Annotated in this window: 19 protein-coding genes and 1 tRNA gene; 18 read left to right on the top strand and 2 right to left on the bottom strand. The window is 58.0% G+C overall.

Annotated elements, in window-relative coordinates; genetic code table 11:
* The first annotated feature begins 43 nt into the window (after positions 1 to 43).
* The 6 genes from AC2TEM_RS17015 to AC2TEM_RS16990 all read left to right on the top strand — a co-directional run bounded on the left by AC2TEM_RS17015 (position 44) and on the right by AC2TEM_RS16990 (position 7,690).
* Positions 44 to 1,486, top strand: a complete 1,443-nt coding sequence (locus AC2TEM_RS17015) for an aldehyde dehydrogenase family protein (RefSeq protein ID WP_170425669.1) — start codon at positions 44 to 46, stop codon at positions 1,484 to 1,486.
* Entirely contained in the window at positions 1,486 to 2,463 is a 978-nt protein-coding gene (locus tag AC2TEM_RS17010; protein ID WP_170425671.1) for a membrane dipeptidase, read from the top strand. The genes AC2TEM_RS17015 and AC2TEM_RS17010 overlap by 1 nt, the downstream gene beginning before the upstream one ends.
* Positions 2,463 to 4,145, top strand: a complete 1,683-nt coding sequence (locus AC2TEM_RS17005) for a hypothetical protein (RefSeq protein ID WP_480790614.1) — start codon at positions 2,463 to 2,465, stop codon at positions 4,143 to 4,145. Before AC2TEM_RS17010 ends, AC2TEM_RS17005 begins: the two co-directional genes overlap by 1 nt.
* Positions 4,142 to 4,771: a DUF3726 domain-containing protein gene (locus AC2TEM_RS17000; RefSeq protein ID WP_170425675.1), complete on the top strand. Its 630-nt coding sequence runs from the start codon at positions 4,142 to 4,144 to the stop codon at positions 4,769 to 4,771. The genes AC2TEM_RS17005 and AC2TEM_RS17000 overlap by 4 nt, the downstream gene beginning before the upstream one ends.
* A gap of 13 nt (positions 4,772 to 4,784) precedes the next feature.
* The gene (locus AC2TEM_RS16995) at positions 4,785 to 5,795 is read left to right on the top strand and encodes an Ldh family oxidoreductase (protein WP_170398430.1); all 1,011 of its coding nucleotides are present in this window, start codon (positions 4,785 to 4,787) and stop codon (positions 5,793 to 5,795) included.
* A 77-nt stretch (positions 5,796 to 5,872) separates the two neighbouring features.
* On the top strand, positions 5,873 to 7,690 hold the full coding sequence (locus tag AC2TEM_RS16990; protein WP_170425677.1) for a BCCT family transporter: 1,818 nt from the start codon (positions 5,873 to 5,875) through the stop codon (positions 7,688 to 7,690).
* A 147-nt stretch (positions 7,691 to 7,837) separates the two neighbouring features.
* Here AC2TEM_RS16990 and AC2TEM_RS16985 read toward each other — a convergent pair.
* A tRNA-Thr gene (locus AC2TEM_RS16985) sits at positions 7,838 to 7,912 on the bottom strand.
* A gap of 83 nt (positions 7,913 to 7,995) precedes the next feature.
* Here AC2TEM_RS16985 and AC2TEM_RS16980 point away from each other — a divergent pair.
* The 10 genes from AC2TEM_RS16980 (at position 7,996) to AC2TEM_RS16935 (ending at position 14,706) form a co-directional block, all read left to right on the top strand.
* Positions 7,996 to 8,151, top strand: a complete 156-nt coding sequence (locus tag AC2TEM_RS16980) for a hypothetical protein (protein WP_170425679.1) — start codon at positions 7,996 to 7,998, stop codon at positions 8,149 to 8,151.
* Between the two features lie 6 nt (positions 8,152 to 8,157).
* Positions 8,158 to 9,426 carry a UDP-N-acetylglucosamine 1-carboxyvinyltransferase gene (gene murA / locus AC2TEM_RS16975; RefSeq protein WP_170398447.1) on the top strand — a complete coding sequence of 423 codons (1,269 nt, stop codon included), beginning with the start codon at positions 8,158 to 8,160 and terminating at the stop codon, positions 9,424 to 9,426.
* A complete protein-coding gene (locus tag AC2TEM_RS16970) occupies positions 9,423 to 9,899 on the top strand; it encodes a DUF2948 family protein (protein WP_170425681.1) in 477 nt (158 codons plus the stop codon). The genes murA and AC2TEM_RS16970 overlap by 4 nt, the downstream gene beginning before the upstream one ends.
* Positions 9,896 to 10,417, top strand: a complete 522-nt coding sequence (locus AC2TEM_RS16965) for a GNAT family N-acetyltransferase (protein ID WP_170425683.1) — start codon at positions 9,896 to 9,898, stop codon at positions 10,415 to 10,417. The genes AC2TEM_RS16970 and AC2TEM_RS16965 overlap by 4 nt, the downstream gene beginning before the upstream one ends.
* A gap of 60 nt (positions 10,418 to 10,477) precedes the next feature.
* Positions 10,478 to 11,779: a histidinol dehydrogenase gene (hisD, locus tag AC2TEM_RS16960; RefSeq protein ID WP_170425685.1), complete on the top strand. Its 1,302-nt coding sequence runs from the start codon at positions 10,478 to 10,480 to the stop codon at positions 11,777 to 11,779.
* A 98-nt stretch (positions 11,780 to 11,877) separates the two neighbouring features.
* Entirely contained in the window at positions 11,878 to 12,357 is a 480-nt protein-coding gene (locus tag AC2TEM_RS16955; RefSeq protein ID WP_170398457.1) for a UPF0262 family protein, read from the top strand.
* 3 nt (positions 12,358 to 12,360) lie between these two features.
* Positions 12,361 to 12,813 carry an arsenate-mycothiol transferase ArsC gene (locus AC2TEM_RS16950; protein WP_170398460.1) on the top strand — a complete coding sequence of 151 codons (453 nt, stop codon included), beginning with the start codon at positions 12,361 to 12,363 and terminating at the stop codon, positions 12,811 to 12,813.
* Positions 12,814 to 12,815: 2 nt separating this feature from the next.
* On the top strand, positions 12,816 to 13,214 hold the full coding sequence (locus AC2TEM_RS16945; RefSeq protein WP_170398462.1) for a ketosteroid isomerase-related protein: 399 nt from the start codon (positions 12,816 to 12,818) through the stop codon (positions 13,212 to 13,214).
* Positions 13,207 to 13,800 (top strand): GNAT family N-acetyltransferase, encoded by a 594-nt coding sequence (locus AC2TEM_RS16940; protein ID WP_480856328.1) that lies wholly within the window; start codon positions 13,207 to 13,209, stop codon positions 13,798 to 13,800. The genes AC2TEM_RS16945 and AC2TEM_RS16940 overlap by 8 nt, the downstream gene beginning before the upstream one ends.
* 144 nt (positions 13,801 to 13,944) lie before the next feature.
* Positions 13,945 to 14,706, top strand: a complete 762-nt coding sequence (locus AC2TEM_RS16935; RefSeq protein WP_480856327.1) for a hypothetical protein — start codon at positions 13,945 to 13,947, stop codon at positions 14,704 to 14,706.
* 55 nt (positions 14,707 to 14,761) lie between these two features.
* Here AC2TEM_RS16935 and AC2TEM_RS16930 read toward each other — a convergent pair whose 3' ends face one another.
* Positions 14,762 to 15,535: a FadR/GntR family transcriptional regulator gene (locus AC2TEM_RS16930; protein WP_480856326.1), complete on the bottom strand. Its 774-nt coding sequence runs from the start codon at positions 15,533 to 15,535 to the stop codon at positions 14,762 to 14,764.
* Between the two features lie 330 nt (positions 15,536 to 15,865).
* Between AC2TEM_RS16930 and AC2TEM_RS16925 the strand changes: the two genes are divergently transcribed.
* Positions 15,866 to 16,918 (top strand): TRAP transporter substrate-binding protein, encoded by a 1,053-nt coding sequence (locus tag AC2TEM_RS16925; protein WP_170425691.1) that lies wholly within the window; start codon positions 15,866 to 15,868, stop codon positions 16,916 to 16,918.
* 128 nt (positions 16,919 to 17,046) lie between these two features.
* Complete coding sequence (locus AC2TEM_RS16920) at positions 17,047 to 19,113, top strand: TRAP transporter large permease subunit (RefSeq protein ID WP_170425693.1); 2,067 nt, start codon at positions 17,047 to 17,049, stop codon at positions 19,111 to 19,113.
* The last annotated feature ends 9 nt before the right edge of the window (positions 19,114 to 19,122 follow it).

Genomic DNA, 19,122 nt, shown 5'->3' with positions numbered 1-19,122 from the left:
AAATCCATCCTGTGACAAACGAATTCTGACTCTGGGGCGCATTGTGACCAAACTGAACCTGATCGCTGGCGAATGGCTGGCAGGCGAAAGCGAAATCGAAAACCGCAACCCTTCTGATCTGACTGACCTGGTTGGTATGTTCGCGCAAGCCAGCAGCGACCAACTTGAAGCGACGCTGGATCAGGCACGTGTCGCGCAAGCTGAATGGGCTGCCTATGGGCTGGAACGTAAGCAGGCAGTTCTGAACGCCATCGGTAACGAGCTGATGACCCGCGCCGAGGAACTGGGCACGTTGCTCAGCCGGGAAGAGGGCAAACCGCTGGCCGAGGGTAAGGGTGAGGTCTATCGAGCGGGTCAGTTCTTTACCTACTACGCCGCTGAATGTCTTCGTCAGATTGGGGAAAACGCCGACTCCGTTCGCCCCGACATCGAGATTGACGTGCGCCGCGAAGCGGTGGGTGTTGTCGCCATTATCAGCCCGTGGAACTTTCCCACCGCGACCGCTTCGTGGAAGATTGCGCCCGCGCTGTGCTATGGCAACGCTGTTGTGTGGAAACCGGCCAACATCACGCCTGCCTCGGCTGTGGCCCTGACCGAGATCATCGAACGTCAGGACATTCCCAAGGGTCTGTTCAGCCTGGTGATGGGCTCGGGCCGTTCGATTGGCCAACGTATGGTCGAAAGCCCCAAGGTCAACGCGATTTCCTTCACCGGTTCGGTTCCGGTCGGCAAGGGCATCGCGGCGGCGGCGATCCAGAACCTGACCAAGGTACAGATGGAGATGGGGTCGAAAAACGCGCTGGCCGTGATGGACGACGCCGATCTGGATCTGGCGGTGACGCTGGCGCTGGGTGGTGCATTCGGCGGCACCGGTCAAAAATGCACCGCCTCGTCGCGGCTGGTGGTTCACGCGGGCATCCATGATGCCTTTGTCGAAAAGCTCGTCGCAGGTGCGCAGGCGATGAAGGTTGGTCACGCGCTGGAGCAGGGCATTCAGATGGGTCCCGTCGTCAGCCAGCAGCAATTGAACGAAAACCTGGCCTATGTCGATCTGGGTAAGTCCGAAGGGGCCGAACTGGCCTGTGGTGGTCAACGTCTGGAAATGCCGCATGACGGCTTCTACATGTCGCCCGGCGTTTTCCTGAACACTACCAACGACATGCGCATCAACCGCGAGGAAATGTTCGCGCCGCTGACCAGCGTGATCAAGGTCGGCAGCTATGACGAGGCGCTGAGTGTGGTGAACGACACCAATTTCGGCCTGACCTCGGGCATCGTGACTAAATCGCTGGCCCGTGCCACCCATTTCCGCCGCAATGCGCGAACTGGTGTGGTGACGGTGAATTTGCCTACAGCAGGCACCGATTATCACGTACCCTTTGGCGGTCGCGGCGACAGCTCGTACGGGCCGCGCGAACAAGGCAAAGCAGCGGCAGAGTTCTATACCACCGTCAAGACCGCCTATATCAGCGCAGGCCCCGTCTGATGCGTATCGACGCGCTGCAATATGCCAACTGGTCGGAGAAGATTTTCCGCCAACTGCGCGAAGGCGGCGTGGATGCGATCCACGTCACCATCGCTTATCATGAGAATTTCCGCGAAACCGTTCTGAACTTTGAAAAGTGGAATCGCTGGTTCGAGCAATACCCGGACCTGATCATGAAAGGCCGTTGGGCCAGCGACATCGACATCGCGCGCGAAACGGGGCGGACGGCTGTATTCTTCGGGTTTCAGAACCCATCCCCGATCGAAGACGATATCGGTCTGGTTGAGGTTCTGCATGATCTGGGCGCTCGCTTCATGCAGCTGACCTATAACAACCAGTCGCTGCTGGCGACCGGCTGTTACGAGGCCGAAGACACCGGCATCACCCGCATGGGCAAGCAGGTGATCAAAGAGATGAACCGCGTGGGCCTTGTTGTCGATATGAGCCATTCGGCGGATCGGTCGACCATCGAAGCGGCGGAATTGTCCGAGCGCCCCATCGCCATCACCCATGCCAATCCGCACGAATGGTCACCCGCTTTACGCAACAAGCGCGATGCGGTGATCCGGGCGGTGACGAAAAATGGTGGGATGCTGGGCTTTTCGGTCTATCCTCATCACCTCAAGGACAAGTCCGACTGCGCGTTGGAGAGTTTCTGTGAGATGATCGCCCGAACGGCTGAGAAATACGGTGCCCAGCATCTGGGGATTGGCACCGACCTGTGTCAAGATCAGCCCGACAGTGTGGTTGAATGGATGCGCGTGGGGCGCTGGACAAAACAGATCGACTATGGCGAGGGTTCGGCCTCGGCCCCCGGTTTCCCGCCAATGCCGGGCTGGTTTCGGGACAATCGCGACTTCGGCAACATCGAGTCCGGCTTGCGCGCCACTGGCATGAACTCCGACGAGGTCGCGGGGATCATGGGCGGCAACTGGTACCGCTTCTTTGCCGATAATTTTGGGCCACAAGGCACATGATGGACCAAAACCCGCATATCGCACGCCGCGACCAGGCCACTGTGATGCGCCTGTCCCGTCTAGGATCGTCGCATCAATGCCGTCTAAGTTTCATGCGGCAATTGACCCGTCGGATGGCTGCCGAAAACTGGACGTTCACCCGCCCAGTCTTCCAGATTGATGAAAAGGGCGTCGGTCACGCGGTCTACACTGCACAAGGTCCGGAACGCGCTTATTCGTTGGTGGCGTTTGCCCATGATCTGCCACCCGAGCAACGCTCGGATCGTGTGATCGCCGAGGCATGGGACGCGACCTTTGCGTTGTTTGACGGAATTCCTGACCCGGAAGACATTGAGCGGCTTTCGCAAAACGTACCTCTGCAAGAGGCCGGGCGCGTAAGCGAAAGCGAGCTGTCCTTGTCACGCGCCAACCGCTCGGTGCGTCTGTGGGCACATGTTGTGGATCGTCTTGCCACCGGTCAGCAGCCCGACCTCGAACAGATTTACAAGGTCGGTTACCTGATGCGGACAACCGCCGTCTATGGCTCGGGCAAGTTCGGCGCGGCGGATCGTGAGAGGATTGCAGACCGAGACGAAGTCAGCGCGCCATTTCAGGCCGAGATGCTTTCGGTCTACCTGACGCGGACCTTCGTGCGCGATCTGGTGCAACATATGGCCCGCACCAAGGGTGGCGACCAGACCGCAGAGTTGAACCCGGAAATCGCGCGTTGGCTGGGCATCGGCAATTCGACCGGGCTAGGTATGGCGCCTTTCATCGTCAATCACCCGATCCTGTTCAACAACTGGATCATGGTCCGGGAAGAGGCGATCTCGCGGGTTCGGTCCATTGAGACCGCAACAGAGGCAGAAGCGGCCAAGTTTCGCAACATCTTCGCCCGTAGCAAATTGTCGATCTCGTGGTGGAAGTCCGAACATCCAATCCAGATCGAAAAGCTTGCGGCGCTGAATGCTGACTTGTGCGCAATATCGGACTATCTCGACAAGACCGATCTGACGGGCAATCAGCCGTGGGACCGCTTGATATTGTGGTCTCAGGCTGCGCTCAGCGAAGAAGGGCAGGAGTTGCTGGCCTCGCTGATCCTTGAACCCTACGGAGAACTGGTCGATGGGCTGACCAGCTGTATGGCAGACAGCAACAGTGCGGCGCATGTGATTGATGGCACGATGACCGTTGGCGCGGTGCGCGACCTGATCCGCGCCAGCTTTGGCTGGGCAATGGGTCTGGACTGGAACGCGCCCGAACACTGCGCGCGCGCTTGGTATGTGTCCGAGGAAAAGCTCGAGCCCCGGCTGGGTGAGCGGTTTGACGAACCGATTGCAGACTACGAACAGCCGCTTGCCCCGGCGCGCGACGCGGCTCTGGCCGAAAGCGCGCTTTCGGAATGGGCGGATGGTGCACCCATCGCCGAGTTCCTACTTGAACACCCTGAACACCGCCACACGATCCGTCGCGCGCAAATGAGCCGCGTCGCGCCTTACGGCGAAATTCGCGACAACACGATCAGCGCGGATGTTCTGCCGATCGACATGCTGCGTGCCAAACTCTCGTTCTTTGGTGCCACGCATTTCGATCCTCGTTCAGACCGCTGGGTACGTATCTGCATGTATGCTGGCGCGCCTTATCCCGAAGAGTTAAGCAGCAAGACTGCCGATCTGTGGGTCTATCCGGAGCTTGGACCGTGAACGTATCGCTGAATGAGGTCGAAGCCACGGCCAAACGCGCCGCGCGCGGAGCCGGATATCCATGGGGTCTGGCGGAAGAAGCGGGCAAAGCCACACGTTGGCTATGCGCGCACGGGATTGATGGCACGAAATCCCTGGCGCAATTGTTGGAGCAAGGTCTGGCGGCCTCGCTCAAGAATCACCGCCCGGTTGAGATGCAGTCGGCTTGGGCGGGGCAAGGCGTGCTTTGCCCGATCATCACGGGCGCTTTGCTGTCTGATCGGTCTGACCTGCTGCACGCAGGTCCCATACGTATTCAGAAGCTCGCAGTACCTGTTTTTCTGCTGCCCTTCGTAGCCTCGGCGGCACGCGCCCAGAATAACGTGATCACGCATACGTGCGATCTGTTCAGGGCCGCAACGGATGGCGATCGTCTGGAGGCGGGGCAGGATTGGCCATCGTTTTCTGATCACACCCAGATCACGCTGGGCGGCCAACTTACCACCCCTCGACCGCACGTGACCCGCGCAACCCCGGACCCGGTTTGCTGGGACACCCTCAACCGATTTGCCCATCGCACCTACGCGCCTGCTACCGATGAATCCCGACTGTTGGGTGCCGGCGCTGGCCTGTCCGACAATGACTGAATGAGAGAGCGACATGATCGAAACCCGTACCCTTAGCCTAGCTGAAATCGAGGATCTTTCTTTCCGTGCGTTGGTGTCCGCGGGCACCAGCGAAGAAAACGCGCGCCCATTGGCAATTGCAACCGCCGCAACCGAGGCGGACGGGGTAGCGAGCCATGGTCTGGCCTATATCCCGATCTATTGCGAACATGTTCAGTGCGGCAAGGTAGATGGGCAGGCCACCCCTCAGCTGTCCCAGCCGCGCCCCGGCGTAGTGACGGTCGACGCGGCAACCGGGTTCGCCCACACGGCGATCGACGCGGGGTTCGAGGCATTGATCGCTGCGGCGCGCACGCAGGGCGTTGCGGTGCTAGCGATCCGCAACAGCTATAACTGCGGCGTTCTGGGGTATCACACCTACCGGCTGGCACAGGCTGGTTTTGTGGGACTTGGGTTCACCAACGCGCCCGCCTCCATCGCGCCGTCCGGTGGTGCCAAACCGGTGGTCGGGACCAATCCGTTCTCAATCGCGGTCCCTGGAAACGACGGCCAACCCGCATTACTGATCGATCAAAGTGCCAGCACCATCGCCAAAAGCGAGGTCATGAAACACGCGCGCGAAGGCAAACCAATCCCGGTTGGCTGGGCGTTGGACGCAGATGGCAACCCTACGACCGACCCGAATGTTGGGCTTAAGGGTTCCATGGCCCCATCGGGTGGGTACAAGGGGGTTGGCGTTGCCCTGATGACCGAGGTTTTGGCTGCAGCGCTGACCGGTGCCACGCTTGGGATACACGCCTCACCTTTTTCGGGAACCGCCGGTGGGCCTCCGAAAACAGGCCAGTTCTTTATTGCAATTGACGCTTCTGCGACTGCGGATGACGCATTTTCTTCCAGAATTGTCGATCTTGTCGAAGCGATCCGATCTCAGAACGGCGCACATTTGCCCGGTGACGGCCGCCAGGCAAAGCGTTTGGTGGCCAAGAACGATGGTGTGGCTGTCAGTGTAGCGACCCTCGAAAAAATAGAAGCTCTGCTGACGTAGGGCTCGATGGCGAAGCTCCGGGACGCTCATGAAGATCTTTCTGGAAATCAGGACACGTGCGAATAGGGAGGAAACACATGTCTATGAAGGAACCTTTTACCGATCTGGAGATCAAGCGATCTTCGGGCGGGTTTTATGAAGGGCACAGTGTTGAGATTGCCTTGCTGAGCAAGTCAATCATGGTCGCGCTGGTTATCTGGGCGCTTGTCTGGCCCGCAAATGCAAACGGAGTTCTTGGAAGCCTGAACTCGCGTCTGCTGGAAGATTTCAACGCCTTCTATATCATTATTGTCGGCTTTTTTGTCTTTTTCCTGTTTGTCGTGGCGGCGCTGCCGCAAACCGGTAAGCGGCTTATGGGCCCAGAGGGCGAAAAACCAGAATTCTCGGATTTCTCATGGTTTTCGATGATGTTTGGCGCGGGCTTGGGCGTCGGTCTCATGGTGTTCGCTACCGCTGAGCCTTTAGGGCTGTGGGGATCGAACCCGGTTGTCATCGCGGGCGATGTCGTCGGCAATAGCGAAAACGCATTGCAGTCGGGATATCGCTACACTTTCCTGCATTACGGGTTTCACGCCTGGGCGATCTATGTGGTGACCGGCCTGTCGCTGGCGTATTACGCCTACACGCGCAACATGCCCCTGACTATTCGCACCGCGCTGACACCTCTGTTCGGCAAGCTGATGAACGGCTTCCTGGGCCACGTCGTGGATGTACTGGGCGTGGTGGCAACCATTTTGGGTGTTTCAGTTACCATCGGGTACGGGGTTTCGCAGTTCATCGACGGCCTATACGCCATTTCGGGTATGGAATGGATGATGGATCTGACCGGTGACGCACCAGCCCCCAGCACTGTTGGTCTGCTGGCTGGCCTCATTGTGATCATGGGCCTTTCGATCATCTCGGCTGTCTCTGGTGTTGGTCGTGGCGTCAAGTACCTGTCTAACCTGAACCTGGTGTTGTCGCTGATCCTGTTGCTGGTCTTTGTTGTCTTTGGGTCGTTCCTGTTCGCGATGACGACTTACGCAACTGCATTTGTCGATTACATCCTGCACTTCATTTCGCTCAGCTTTGGTGCTTTCAATCCGCAATCGGCGGCGGCGTTTGATGCTGCCCTGCCGAGTGAAGCAGCGCCGTTTGCCGATGCGCTTTATGCCGGTGCGACCAATCCTTGGGGATCGTTTGACGGGTTTAAATCTGGCCTGGAAGGCGACGCCGCCGCGCTGCCGGAATCTGTTCTGGCTTCGGTCTACGCCGCAGGTGATCCGGGTCGGCAGTTTGGCTGGCAAGCGGGCTGGACCACGTTCTACTGGGCCTGGTGGATCGCGTTTTCGCCGTTCGTCGGCCTGTTCCTGGCGCGCATTTCCAAGGGACGCTCTGTGCGTGAGTTCATCATCGGTTGTGTCTTTGCCCCTGCGCTGGTCTGCTTTGCGTGGATGACCATTCTGGGTGGCACCGCGATCGATCTAGAACTGAATGGCACCGCCGAAGGCGCGATCATCGGGGCGTCGAACACCGCCAAGCTGTTTGTCACCTTGCAAGAGATGATCACCGGTGGGCTGTTGTCTGGCATCACCGTGATGTGCGTCGTCCTGATCATGACCTTCCTGGTCACCTCGGCGGACTCGGGCATTCTGGTGATGAACACCATCATGTCTGGCGGAGATCAGAACATCGGCAACAAGCACAAGATCGTCTGGGGCCTTATCCTGACAGCGGTGATTGGTGCTCTGATCCTCGCTGCGGGTGAAAACAATCCGATGGACGCCTTGCGAAATGCGATGATCATCGGTGCGCTACCCTTTACGATGGTCATGGGCCTGATGTGCATAGCGCTCGCCAAGGCGCTTTATCGCGATGGCCTGAGGCAAAAGCAGACCACAGCACCTGCGGAATAAATCTAGGCACGGGCGGTTGTGATGCAACCGCCCGCTGTCATCAGGCGCTTGCGCGCGCGTCAACTTCAACTCAATTCAATGAAAATGCCAGTGGCAGAGACGCCACGTGATCGTACACCACTCGAAGCATTATGTCGGACGTGAAGATGGTGCTGCTGGAGAGAATTGAACTCTCGACCTCTCCCTTACCAAGGGAGTGCTCTACCTCTGAGCTACAGCAGCGCTGTGGGCGGGTGATTAGACTCAAACGAAACGCGGCGCAAGGGTGTCTGGACGGTTTTTTTCTACTCCTGTAGAGAAAGGCAATGGCAGACAAAAATTCACCTAAAAAACACGGCAAGTCCGGGGAAACGCGCGAAGACCGTCTAAAGGCGGCGCTAAAAGCGAATATGGCGCGACGCAAGGCTCAGGCCAAGGCGCGAGCCACCTCCGGGGACAAAGCCGGCAAGGACGAGGGATAAGAGCAAATGGATTCGATTCTGGTAACGGGCAATGGCCCGCTGAACGGGCAGATTCCCATTGCGGGGGCCAAGAATGCGTGTCTGACGCTGATGCCCGCGACCTTGCTCAGCGAAGAACCGCTGACGTTGACCAATGCGCCGCGTTTGAGTGACATCAAGACCATGACGGCGCTGCTGCGGTCGCTGGGTGCCGAGGTGTCTTCGCTGCAGGATGGTCAGGTCATTGCGATGTCCAGCCATGACCTGAACAGCCACACGGCGGATTATGACATCGTGCGAAAAATGCGCGCTTCGAACCTGGTGTTGGGGCCGATGCTGGCGCGGCTGGGGCAGGCCGTGGTGTCGCTACCTGGTGGATGTGCAATTGGCGCGCGCCCGATGGATTTGCATGTCGAAGGGCTTGAGGCGCTGGGCGCCGAGATCGAGCTTAAAGATGGCTATCTGCACGCGAAGGCGTCGGGCGGGCTGAAAGGTGCTGTGCATGAGATGCGCTTTGCCTCGGTTGGCGCGACCGAGAACATCGTCATGGCCGCCACGCTGGCCAAGGGCACCACGGTGCTGAAAAACGCCGCGCGCGAGCCCGAGATTGTCGATCTGGTCGAATGCTTGCGCAAGATGGGCGCTCAGATTTCGGGTGAGGGGACCTCGACCATCGAAATTCAGGGTGTCGATCGTCTGCACGGCGCGACCCATCAGGTGGTGACCGACCGGATTGAACTTGGCACCTATATGCTGGCCCCGGCGATCTGCGGGGGCGAGGTTGAGCTGCTGGGCGGGCGCATGTCGCTGGTCGAATCCTTCGCTGCCAAGCTGGATGCGGCGGGGATCAGTGTTTCTGAAACCGACAAGGGGCTGAAAGTTTCTCGTAAGAACGGGCGTGTGACCTCGGTCGATGTGGTCACCGAACCCTTTCCAGGTTTCCCGACCGATCTGCAGGCGCAGATGATGGCGCTGATGTGCACTGCCGAGGGTGTGTCCGTGCTTGAAGAGCGTATTTTCGAGAATCGCTTTATGCATGCGCCCGAACTGGTGCGCATGGGCGCGAATATCGAGGTACATGGCGGCACGGCCACCGTAACCGGGGTCGAACGATTGAAAGGTGCTCCGGTGATGGCGACAGACCTGAGGGCCTCGGTCTCGCTGATCCTTGCCGGAATGGCGGCGGAAGGTGAGACGGTTGTCAGTCGGGTCTATCATTTGGACCGCGGATATGAACATGTGGTGCGCAAGCTGGAAGGCGTGGGCGCAAAGATCGAACGGATTAAGGGTCAATGACAGACGCAAGTTTCAAAGATGGCCGCGAGGCACCGCTGAACCTTGGAGCCGAGGATGCGGATGATCTCCAGGTGATTGCGACCCTGACGCAGGATGCGGTTTTCCCGGTGACCGAGATGACATGGCAACCCGGCCAGCGCCGCTTTGCGCTGTTGCTAAATCGCTTTCGTTGGGAAGACAAGGATGCCGCTGCCCGGCGCGGTCGCGCCTACGAGCGGGTGCAGGCCGTTTTGATGTTCGGCTCGGTTCTGTCGGTAGCCAGTCAGGGCATCGACCGCAGCGACAAGGACATGATCCTGTCTCTGCTCTCGGTCGAATTCGAGTCAAGCGAGGATGGTGCGGGACAAATCCTGTTGACCTTGGCAGGCGACGGCGCGATCCGCCTGTCGGTTGAGGCCATCGATGCAACGCTCAAGGATGTGACGCGTCCCTACAAGGCGCCTTCTGGACAAGCGCCCCATCACCCCGAGTGAAGAATAAACGTGGCATCGCTCAGGCCTTCCCGAATCCGCCACGCGGCATCGCGGTGCGGCGGGCAACCGTGTTTGATGTATTCGACATCAGCCGTGTTCTGATCCGATCGATCCGTGACCTCTGTCGGGCGGATCATCTGGATAATCCCGAAAACCTTTCCCGCTGGTCTGCCAATAAGGATCCGGCTTCGGTCCGAAACTGGATCGATAGTGGAGCAATCCTTTGGGTCGCTACGCAAGTGGGAGTGGTTACTGCAGTGGGCGGTTTAAGTGGCGAGGGTGAGATATCTCTGCTCTATGTCGATCCCGATCACGCAGGGCGCGGGCTCGGAGCAGCGCTGCTGCATCGGTTGGAAGAGGAACTGCAGACACGTGGCGCCTCTGAGGCGCATCTGCACGCGACCAAAACGGCACATCCGTTCTATCTGGCGCACGGCTGGCAAGATGTCGGCGACCCGACGGAATGGCACGGCATCCCCCAATTCCCGATGCGCAAATCGCTGCAACCAGCGGCCTAAGGGTTGAGGCCACCCGGCCCGGGCGATAAGACCCGTTGAAACGCTTCCGGAGTCTCTCACATGCCCGTTTTCCTCGATACGACCTCCGCCGATTTCGAACCTGCATTTCAGGCGCTGTTGTCCGCCAAGCGCGAGGACAGCCCCGACGTGGATGCGGTTGTGGCGCAGATCATCGATGATGTGCGGACCCGTGGTGATGCTTCGGTGATCGAACTTACCGCGAAATTCGACCGGCTGGAGCTGACGCCCGAGACCATGGCCTTTTCATCCAATGAGATCGCCGAGGCCGTCGCGCAGGTCACGCCCCAGGACCGCGCCGCGTTGGAACTGGCAGCAGAACGCATTCGTGCATATCACGAAAAGCAGATGCCCGAGGATCATCAGTGGACCGATGAGGCAGGCGCAACACTCGGCTGGCGCTGGTCGGCGGTGTCGGCTGCGGGGCTTTATGTGCCGGGCGGATTGGCTTCATACCCGTCGTCGGTTCTTATGAACGCAATACCTGCGAAGGTGGCGGGCGTAGACCGGTTGGCCATAGTCGTCCCCACACCTGAGGGTCAGGCAAACCCGCTGGTCCTGCTGGCGGCACAACTGTCGGGCGTGGATGAGATTTATCGCATCGGCGGCGCGCAAGCTGTGGCCGCTTTGGCCTATGGCACCGATACGATTGCGCCGGTGGACAAGATCACCGGGCCGGGCAATGCTTTTGTCGCCGCTGCCAAACGTCGGGTTTTTGGCAAAGTCGGCATCGATATGATCGCGGGCCCCTCGGAGATTCTGGTAATCGCCGACAAGGATAATGACCCCGACTGGATCGCGCTGGACCTGCTCAGCCAGGCCGAGCATGACGAAAGCGCCCAGTCCATTTTGATCACGGATGACGCAGAATTTGGTCAAGCCGTGACGCAAGCGGTGGAAAAACGTCTTGAGACCCTGCAACGCCGCGCCATCGCCCGGGCCAGCTGGCGCGACTTTGGTGCCGTAATCACTGTGCGCGATCTGGACGAGGCTGCCGCGTTGTCCAACCGCATCGCGCCCGAACATCTGGAACTCTGCGTGGCCGACCCGGTGGCGTTAAGCCAGCAAACGATCCATGCCGGTGCCATTTTCCTTGGCCAGTACACGCCCGAAGCCATTGGCGATTATGTCGGCGGCCCCAATCACGTGCTGCCCACAGCGCGTTCGGCGCGCTTTTCGTCTGGCCTTAGCGTGATGGATTTTCTCAAACGCACAACGCTCAGCCAGATGACACCCGAAGCTTTGCGCGCCATCGGCCCGGCGGCTGAAACGCTTGCGCAATCCGAAAGCCTCGAAGCGCATGGCCTGTCCGTTTCGGCGCGCCTTAACCGGCTGAATGGCTGAAGTGACGCAATGACTTGGCGCTCATGGCGCTTCTGTACGTTGCTCAATGAAAATCGTTGTTATAGGTCTGTGCAGACGCAAGGATTGTGACCGTTAAGATGACCCGTATTTCGCATATCGAACTGGACGACCGAAATCTGCCCCCGCCGACACCGGAGATCGAGCAGGAGCGGAAGGTCGCCATATATGATTTGCTTGAAGATAACTCGTTCACGCTGCCAGCGCGCGACGATCGGATGATCCCCGACGGGCCCTACCATGTGCAGCTATCAATCCGTGACAAGCGACTGGTTTTCGATATCGCCACCGAAGCCAGCGAGAAGGCGGCTGAGTTTCATCTGTCGCTTGGTCCATTCCGGCAGGTCGTAAAAGACTATTTTCAGATCTGCGAGAGCTATTTCGATGCGGTGAAAACACTGCCGCCCAGCCAGATCGAAACGATCGATATGGCTCGGCGCGGCATCCACAACGAAGGCAGCCGCGTGTTACAGGAAAGGCTGGAAGGCAAAGCTGAGGTTGATACTGATACTGCCCGCCGCCTTTTTACGCTCATCTGCGTCCTTCATTTTGGAGGCTAACGGGTGACGCCTCTGCCGCAGTCCATTCTGTTCTGTTGCGACCACAATTCGGTTCGGTCACCCATGGCCGAAGGCATCATGAAGAAGTTTTACGGCACCGGCACCTATGTGCAATCCGCCGGTGTGCATAACGATCTTGAGATCGATGGGTTCTGCATCGCAGCCTGTCAGGAGATTGGCGTTGAGCTGTCCCGTCACCGCTCGCGTTCTTTTGACGAAATGGAGCAATGGGGCGATGACCTCAGTTCATTTGATCTGATCGTGGCCCTGTCACCCGCCAGCCAGCGAAAAGCGCTGGAACTGACGCGTTTTTTTCACCTCGATGTCGATTATTGGCCAATTATGGACCCTACCGGACTAGGTGAAACCCGCGAGGACAAGCTACGTCATTATCGACAAACCCGAGATCAGATCATCGCGCATCTGAAAGACCGCTGGGGTGAACCGACGGAGTGACCATGAACCCGACCGTGAAAACTTATTTTGATGCCTTCAATGCCGGTGATGTAGATGGCATGTTGGCCTGCCTGTCGGATGACGTGGCCCATCATGTCAACGAAGGTCAGATTCGCGTCGGCAAAGAGAAATTTGCCGCCTTCTGCGCGCATATGAACCGCTGTTACCGCGAGAACCTGACGGATATCGTGATCTTCGAGGCCGAAGGCGGCACCCGTGCTGCGGCTGAGTTCATCGTCAACGGAACCTATCTGGAAACTGATGAAGGTTTGCCAGAAGCGTATGGGCAGACTTACCGCTTGCCTGCGGGTTCTTTTTTTGACCTTAACGACGGGAAGATCACCCGCGTGACCACGTTTTACAACCTTGCGGACTGGACCAAACAGGTCTCGAATGGCTGAAATTTCGCAGGTCCGCGCAATGACCGGATCGACATTGGTCGACGCGTTGGATGACGTCGCGCGCCTGCGGATCGACGTATTTCACGCTTGGCCATATCTCTATGATGGCGATCTGGAGTATGAGCGGAAATACCTGCAGTCTTACGTCGACAGCGCCAGGGCCATCGTTGTCGGAGCGTTCGACGGTGATACTTTGGTGGGTGCTTCGACGGGTGCACCCTTGACGGATCACGCCGACGATTTCGCGGCCGCGTTCGAAGGCTCGGGCCTGTCGCTGGGCGACATCTTCTATTGCGCAGAATCGGTTCTGCTGCCGGAGTATCGCGGGCAGGGCGCAGGCCATACGTTCTTTGATCTGCGCGAAGCCCACGCCCATGCGATGGGATTCACCAAAAGCGCCTTCTGCAGTGTAGTACGCCCTGACGACCACCCCATGCGACCAGATCATTACCGCCCGTTGGATGCCTTCTGGCGCGCACGGGGATATGCGCCGCTTCCTGGCGTCGTGGCGCAATTCTCGTGGAAGGATCGAGGTGACGATTGCGAAACCCAAAAGCCGCTTCAATTCTGGATTCGGGATTTATAAGCCATCCATGCGCGTCGCGCCGGGTGTTTGAAGCCGGTCGTGGCATTGTGAGTTGGCGATGACATGTGCAGCCGAATTTGCCTGAAGCATCCTGTAATTGTATAGTTTCACTTATTCAATTGCGCGTTTTCATGGGGAAATTTGATGAAGTCCGTTTTCAATCTCCTGATTCCGGCCTTGGTGCCGCTGACCTTGATCACCGGTTGTGCCTACGAGAACAGGGCCTTTAATGCCGAGCAAACCGTGTTGTCGAATACATCGGGAGACGTTATCGAGCACACTGTAGGGATCGGGGGTGCGTTTGAAACGGCACCAAAAACATTTCAGTCCACCAGCCTGTTGCTTGAACGCGGTCCTATTCGTACGTCGTATTATGCGCTGCAACTTTCAGATGCCTACAAAAGGCTGGGCGACGAAGCAGCGCGCAATCGGGATCTGACAGCGGCGGCACTGATCACTGTAGCAGGCGGTGCCGCGCTTGGAAGTGCGGCCTCGATCTCAGGGAAAGACCTGGCCTTGGTCTTGGCCGGTGGAGCTTTGATCAATGAAGGCGTCAAGTACGTAAACCCTAACAGCGCGGCGCAGGCTTTCTACGTGGCATCCGAGTCAATGGCATGCGCAAGTACTGCGATTGCCGCCCATGTGCCTGTTGACACTCCACCAGACATTCGTGTGTCTTCTCTGACCCTTTGGTACATTCGAAAAATTGAGGTTTTGCTGCGCGCGGGATTGAAGCGGGACGTACCGGACTGGAACACGTTGCTCAAAAACCTTGGTTTGACGAGGCAAGGAGCCAATGAGGTGGACGCTCTGCGAGCTGGAGACATAAACCTCAGTGCATTGGAAGTAGACCTGGAAAAGTGCCTGAGGCGAGAACCGGTCGAGAAAGGCAAAGCCAAGACTTAGTACGTCGTGCGGGAGACTTTTCCGTGGTACAAAAAATACGCCTCTGTTTTTGACCTCAATCCGAAAACTGCCGCCGTTTTGCTGCGCGGATCTCGCGAGCTTGTTGTTCTTGACCAACGCGAAATGAATCCTCGACGAAATCCATATGCGTGCGTGCGGCGGTTTCTGCACGGTCCGGGTCGCCATCGATGATGGCCTGCGCGATTGCCTTGTGCTGATCAAGCAGTGCTTCACCCGTGCCGTCCATCGAGCGCAGGAAGCGGCGGTTGTAGAACACGCCTTGGCGCGTGAGGTCATAGATGGATGCCATCATGTGGATAAGGGTCGTGTTTTGGCTCGCATCGACAACGGCGGCGTGCAGTCGAAAATCAGCCTCTTCACTGGCATCCTGATCGTCATTCTCCCAGGCTCGCTGCATTTCATCGATGATTTCTGCGATCCGTTCCTTGTCGGACTGTGTGGCGCGCTGTGCGGCGAGGCGGCTGGCAAAGGCCTCTTGCTCGCGCCGGTATTCAAGATAATCGTAGAAAGCACTGCCGTGCCGGGCATAGAGCGACAGAAGGGCGGGCGACATGGCACGACCGGTCAGTGGGGCGATAAAGGTGCCCTCGCCATGTCGCACGGTCACCAAGCCGCGATTTTCGAGGATTTGGAGTGCTTCGCGCAGCTTGGGGCGTGAAACGCCTAGGGCTTCCGCAAGCTCCCGTTCAGACGGGATTTTGCGACCCTCTTTCAGGATTCCATCAACAATCATTGTCTCGACTTGTGCGACGACCGCATCGGCAATTGATTCGTGACCAACGGGATCAAAGAGGCTGTTCGTGCTCATAATTCCTGTCCGGTAGTTAGATTAAAGATCGTCGAAGTTGTTTATAATATTTACCACTAGCTTTCGACATTGCAAGAAAAACTACCCAAAAATACGGATGCTCGCTGCGCGTATAAGCGTTTGTTTTTATTGAGTGTCGCAAAGCTACTGGAAAATTCCGGGTTATGAAAGGTCAATCTTGGTTATTAGCCACATCACCACGGCGTAGCCAAATTGGTAAATAAAATTGTTGACTGAATGACAAGGTAAACAATATTTACCACTTAAGCCGTGCTCGCGGCGAGAGTGACAGCCAAACCACCGGCTGATCTTTACCTTGGAGGAGAACCCATGAAGACCACCCTGACATCGCTTGCGGTTGCGGCCTCGCTGCTGGCAGCCCCGGTTGCCCACGCGGCGGATAAGATGCTGCTAAAAACCCCAATCGCGTTTTCAACCTCTCTACCGGGCCTCGGCTCGCCGATCCCGCGCGTGGCCGAACAGCTGGACCTGATGTCCGGCGGCACGCTGAAGATGAAGGTTTACGAACCGGGCAAGCTGGTCCCGCCGTTTGAAATTCTGGATGCGGTGTCTTCAGGCAAGATCAATTCGGGCTATACCACCGCCGGCTACTGGGCGGGTAAGATCCCGGCTGCACCGTTGTTCTCGGCCGTTCCGTTTGGCCCCGAGGCGGGCGAATACATGGCGTGGCTGTACTATGGCAACGGCATGAACCTGTATCAGGAGATGTATGATCAGGCAGGCTTCAACGTCCATGTCATTCCCTGCGCAATCATCGCCCCCGAAACCTCGGGCTGGTTCGCGAATGAGATCAACAGCCCCGAAGACCTGAACGGCCTGAAGATGCGCTTTTTCGGTCTGGGCGGTGAAGTGATGCAGAAGCTGGGTGTGGCGACGTCACTGCTGCCCGGCGGCGAAATCTTCCCGGCACTGGAAAAAGGCGCGATCGACGCGACCGAATTCTCGATGCCTGCCATCGACGCACGCCTCGGTTTCCACAAGTTGGTCAAGTACAACTACTTCCCCGGCTGGCACCAGCAAGCGACAGTGTTTGAACTGATGATCAACAAGGACGTCTGGAACGAAGCCAGCGATCAGCACAAAGCGATCATCGAAAATGCCTGTAAGGCTTCGATGGCTGACAGCTTTGCCGAAGGTGAGGCGATCCAACACGCTGCGCTGCTGGACAACGTTGAAAACAATGGTGTTCAGATCAAGCAGTGGAACGACGAGATGCTGTCGACCTTCCGCGCGACCTGGGAAGAGGTTGCCGCAGAACAGGCCGCCAACGACGAATTCTTTGCCAAGGTTCTGGCCGACATGAACGAATTCCGTGACGGTTATGCGGTCTGGAAAGAGAACGCATTCCTCCCCCGCAAGTAAATTTGCCACTTGCGATTATCCGGGGGCGGCTTCCTTCCGCCGCCCTCGGACCCTTCTGATTTTCTGTATTTTCCCCAACGACCCGGGCGCATTCACGTCCCCACTGCCAAACTCTTGAGGAGGAGACCATGGCCGAGACACAGCGTCATCAGGACGACCCGATTGAAGTCTATGAAAGTATCCTTGAGCATGGTGAGCCAGACCGTCAAAAGCTGGCAGTAGCGATCGACAACGGTGTCAAAGCGGTAGGTCATGTGGTCATGTGGGCCAACCTGTTGCTGGTTGGGGCCATCGTTTCACAGGTGGCGATGCGCTATCTGCTGAACCAGAACTATCCCAAGCTGGATGAGATTCAGTGGCATTTCTATGGTCTGGTGACGATGGTCGGTATCTCGTATGCCTTGGTTACTGACAGTCATGTGCGGGTGGACTTGCTGCACATGCAGCTCAGCCAGCGCGCGCGCCGGATCATCGAGATCATCGGAATTTTCACCCTGCTCGTGCCGTTCATCTATCTGATGATCGATCAGGGGTATGACTATTTTTACGAAAGCTGGCGCGTCAATGAATCCTCGGACAGCCCCACCGGCCTGCCCGCGCGTTGGGCTTTGAAAGGTGTGATCCCGGCCAGTTTTGTATTGCTGGCATTGGCTGCAGCGGCGCGGCTGATTCACGACGTGCACGCGCTATTCATGAATTTGGATGAAGAGCGTCAGGGCAAGGGCCTGCGCCTGATCATCTGGGCCCTTTTGGGCTTTGCAGTGGTCGCAACAGCGCTGACCTTCCTGGTTGAGACAACCGAGGAAAAGCTGGTCATCGCCATGTTCCTGACCTTCATCGCGTTGCTGTTCACCGGGTTCCCGGTGGCGTGGACGCTGGCCGGGGTTGGCGTTGCCTATTGCGGTCTGGCCTATCTGTTCGACAACGGCCTGATGAACTGGACCGGGCTTGAGGAAACGCTGACCGGTCTGGACTATCTGACGCTGGGCGCGGTGGTGAACCGGGTCTATGCCACCATGTCAAATGCGGTTCTGGTGGCGCTGCCAATGTTCATCTTCATGGGCCTGATGTTGGACGAATCCGGTGTGGCCGAGCGTTTGATGTCCTCGATGCAGCGCCTGTTCGGTACGGTGCGCGGCGGGCTGGCGATCACGGTAACGATGATCGGCATCATTCTGGCCGCCTCGACCGGGATCATTGGGGCGTCTGTGGTTCTGTTGGGCGTGCTTTCGCTGCCGTCGATGATGGAGCAGAAATACAGCCCCTCATTGGCCGCCGGTGTGGTCAGCGCTTCAGGCACGCTGGGCATCCTCATCCCGCCGTCGATCATGCTTGTCATCATGGCGGACCAGATGGCGCTATCGGTCGGCGACCTATTTATGGCTGCAGTGTTCCCCGGCGTGATCATTGGCGCGCTCTACCTGACCTATATTTTTGTCATCGCCCTGATCAAACGCGACGTGGCCCCAGTACCCGAAGGCGCAACCCGTCCTGACTGGAACGCAGTCAAGGACGTGCTGATTGCAGTCTTGCCGACGCTGGCCCTGATCCTCGCCGTGCTGGGCTCGATCTTCGCGGGTTTGACCACACCGACCGAAGCCTCGGGCGTGGGCGCGTTGGGAGCCACTCTGCTGGCGCTGGGATATCGCAAGCTGACGCTGGCCAAGCTGGTGAATGTGCTGAAAGCAACGTTCAACACCACCGCCTATATCTTCGCGATCTTCCTGGGTGCCACAGTGTTCTCCTATGTCTTGCGCGAACTGGGCGGCGACGCGCTGATCGAGGATATGATCCACGGTACCGGGCTCGGCCCCAATGGCACTGTCTTCATGATCCTGTTCATCGTCTTCCTTCTGGGCTTCGTGCTGGACTGGATCGAGATCACGCTCATCGTTCTGCCCTTGATGCGCCCCATCGTGAACGGGCTGGGTCTGGATATCGACGGCTTCGGTGTCATCGATGAACCTGCGCTGGTGTGGTTCGTAATCCTTGTGGCGGTGACGTTGCAGACCTCTTTCCTGACACCTCCGGTTGGATTTGCGCTTTTCTATCTGAAAGGGGTCTGCCCGCCCGAGATCAAGCTGACTGACATCTACAAAGGGATTATCCCATTCGTGATCCTGCAGCTGACCGGCCTGTTCTTTGTCTTCTTGTGGCCGCAACTGGCCACGTGGTTGCCCTCGGTCGCGTATTAACGGAGGGTA

It is taken from the genome of Ruegeria sp. HKCCD3925, assembly GCF_057221175.1.
Note: the sequence above shows the minus strand (reverse complement) of the source record. Positions and strands in the feature narration are given on the sequence as shown.

What these genes read in the sequence shown, in the direction of transcription:
- AC2TEM_RS16935 (WP_480856327.1), top strand. Translation starts at nt 13,945, where the DNA reads ATGAAGTCCGTTTTCAATCTCCTGATTCCGGCCTTGGTGCCGCTGACC.
- AC2TEM_RS16920 (WP_170425693.1), top strand. Translation starts at nt 17,047, where the DNA reads ATGGCCGAGACACAGCGTCATCAGGACGACCCGATTGAAGTCTATGAA.
- AC2TEM_RS17010 (WP_170425671.1), top strand. Translation starts at nt 1,486, where the DNA reads ATGCGTATCGACGCGCTGCAATATGCCAACTGGTCGGAGAAGATTTTC.
- AC2TEM_RS16995 (WP_170398430.1), top strand. Translation starts at nt 4,785, where the DNA reads ATGATCGAAACCCGTACCCTTAGCCTAGCTGAAATCGAGGATCTTTCT.
- AC2TEM_RS16990 (WP_170425677.1), top strand. Translation starts at nt 5,873, where the DNA reads ATGTCTATGAAGGAACCTTTTACCGATCTGGAGATCAAGCGATCTTCG.
- AC2TEM_RS17005 (WP_480790614.1), top strand. Translation starts at nt 2,463, where the DNA reads ATGGACCAAAACCCGCATATCGCACGCCGCGACCAGGCCACTGTGATG.
- AC2TEM_RS16940 (WP_480856328.1), top strand. Translation starts at nt 13,207, where the DNA reads ATGGCTGAAATTTCGCAGGTCCGCGCAATGACCGGATCGACATTGGTC.
- AC2TEM_RS16955 (WP_170398457.1), top strand. Translation starts at nt 11,878, where the DNA reads ATGACCCGTATTTCGCATATCGAACTGGACGACCGAAATCTGCCCCCG.
- AC2TEM_RS16925 (WP_170425691.1), top strand. Translation starts at nt 15,866, where the DNA reads ATGAAGACCACCCTGACATCGCTTGCGGTTGCGGCCTCGCTGCTGGCA.
- AC2TEM_RS16930 (WP_480856326.1), bottom strand. Translation starts at nt 15,535, where the DNA reads ATGAGCACGAACAGCCTCTTTGATCCCGTTGGTCACGAATCAATTGCC.
- AC2TEM_RS16980 (WP_170425679.1), top strand. Translation starts at nt 7,996, where the DNA reads ATGGCAGACAAAAATTCACCTAAAAAACACGGCAAGTCCGGGGAAACG.
- AC2TEM_RS16970 (WP_170425681.1), top strand. Translation starts at nt 9,423, where the DNA reads ATGACAGACGCAAGTTTCAAAGATGGCCGCGAGGCACCGCTGAACCTT.
- hisD (WP_170425685.1), top strand. Translation starts at nt 10,478, where the DNA reads ATGCCCGTTTTCCTCGATACGACCTCCGCCGATTTCGAACCTGCATTT.
- AC2TEM_RS16945 (WP_170398462.1), top strand. Translation starts at nt 12,816, where the DNA reads ATGAACCCGACCGTGAAAACTTATTTTGATGCCTTCAATGCCGGTGAT.
- murA (WP_170398447.1), top strand. Translation starts at nt 8,158, where the DNA reads ATGGATTCGATTCTGGTAACGGGCAATGGCCCGCTGAACGGGCAGATT.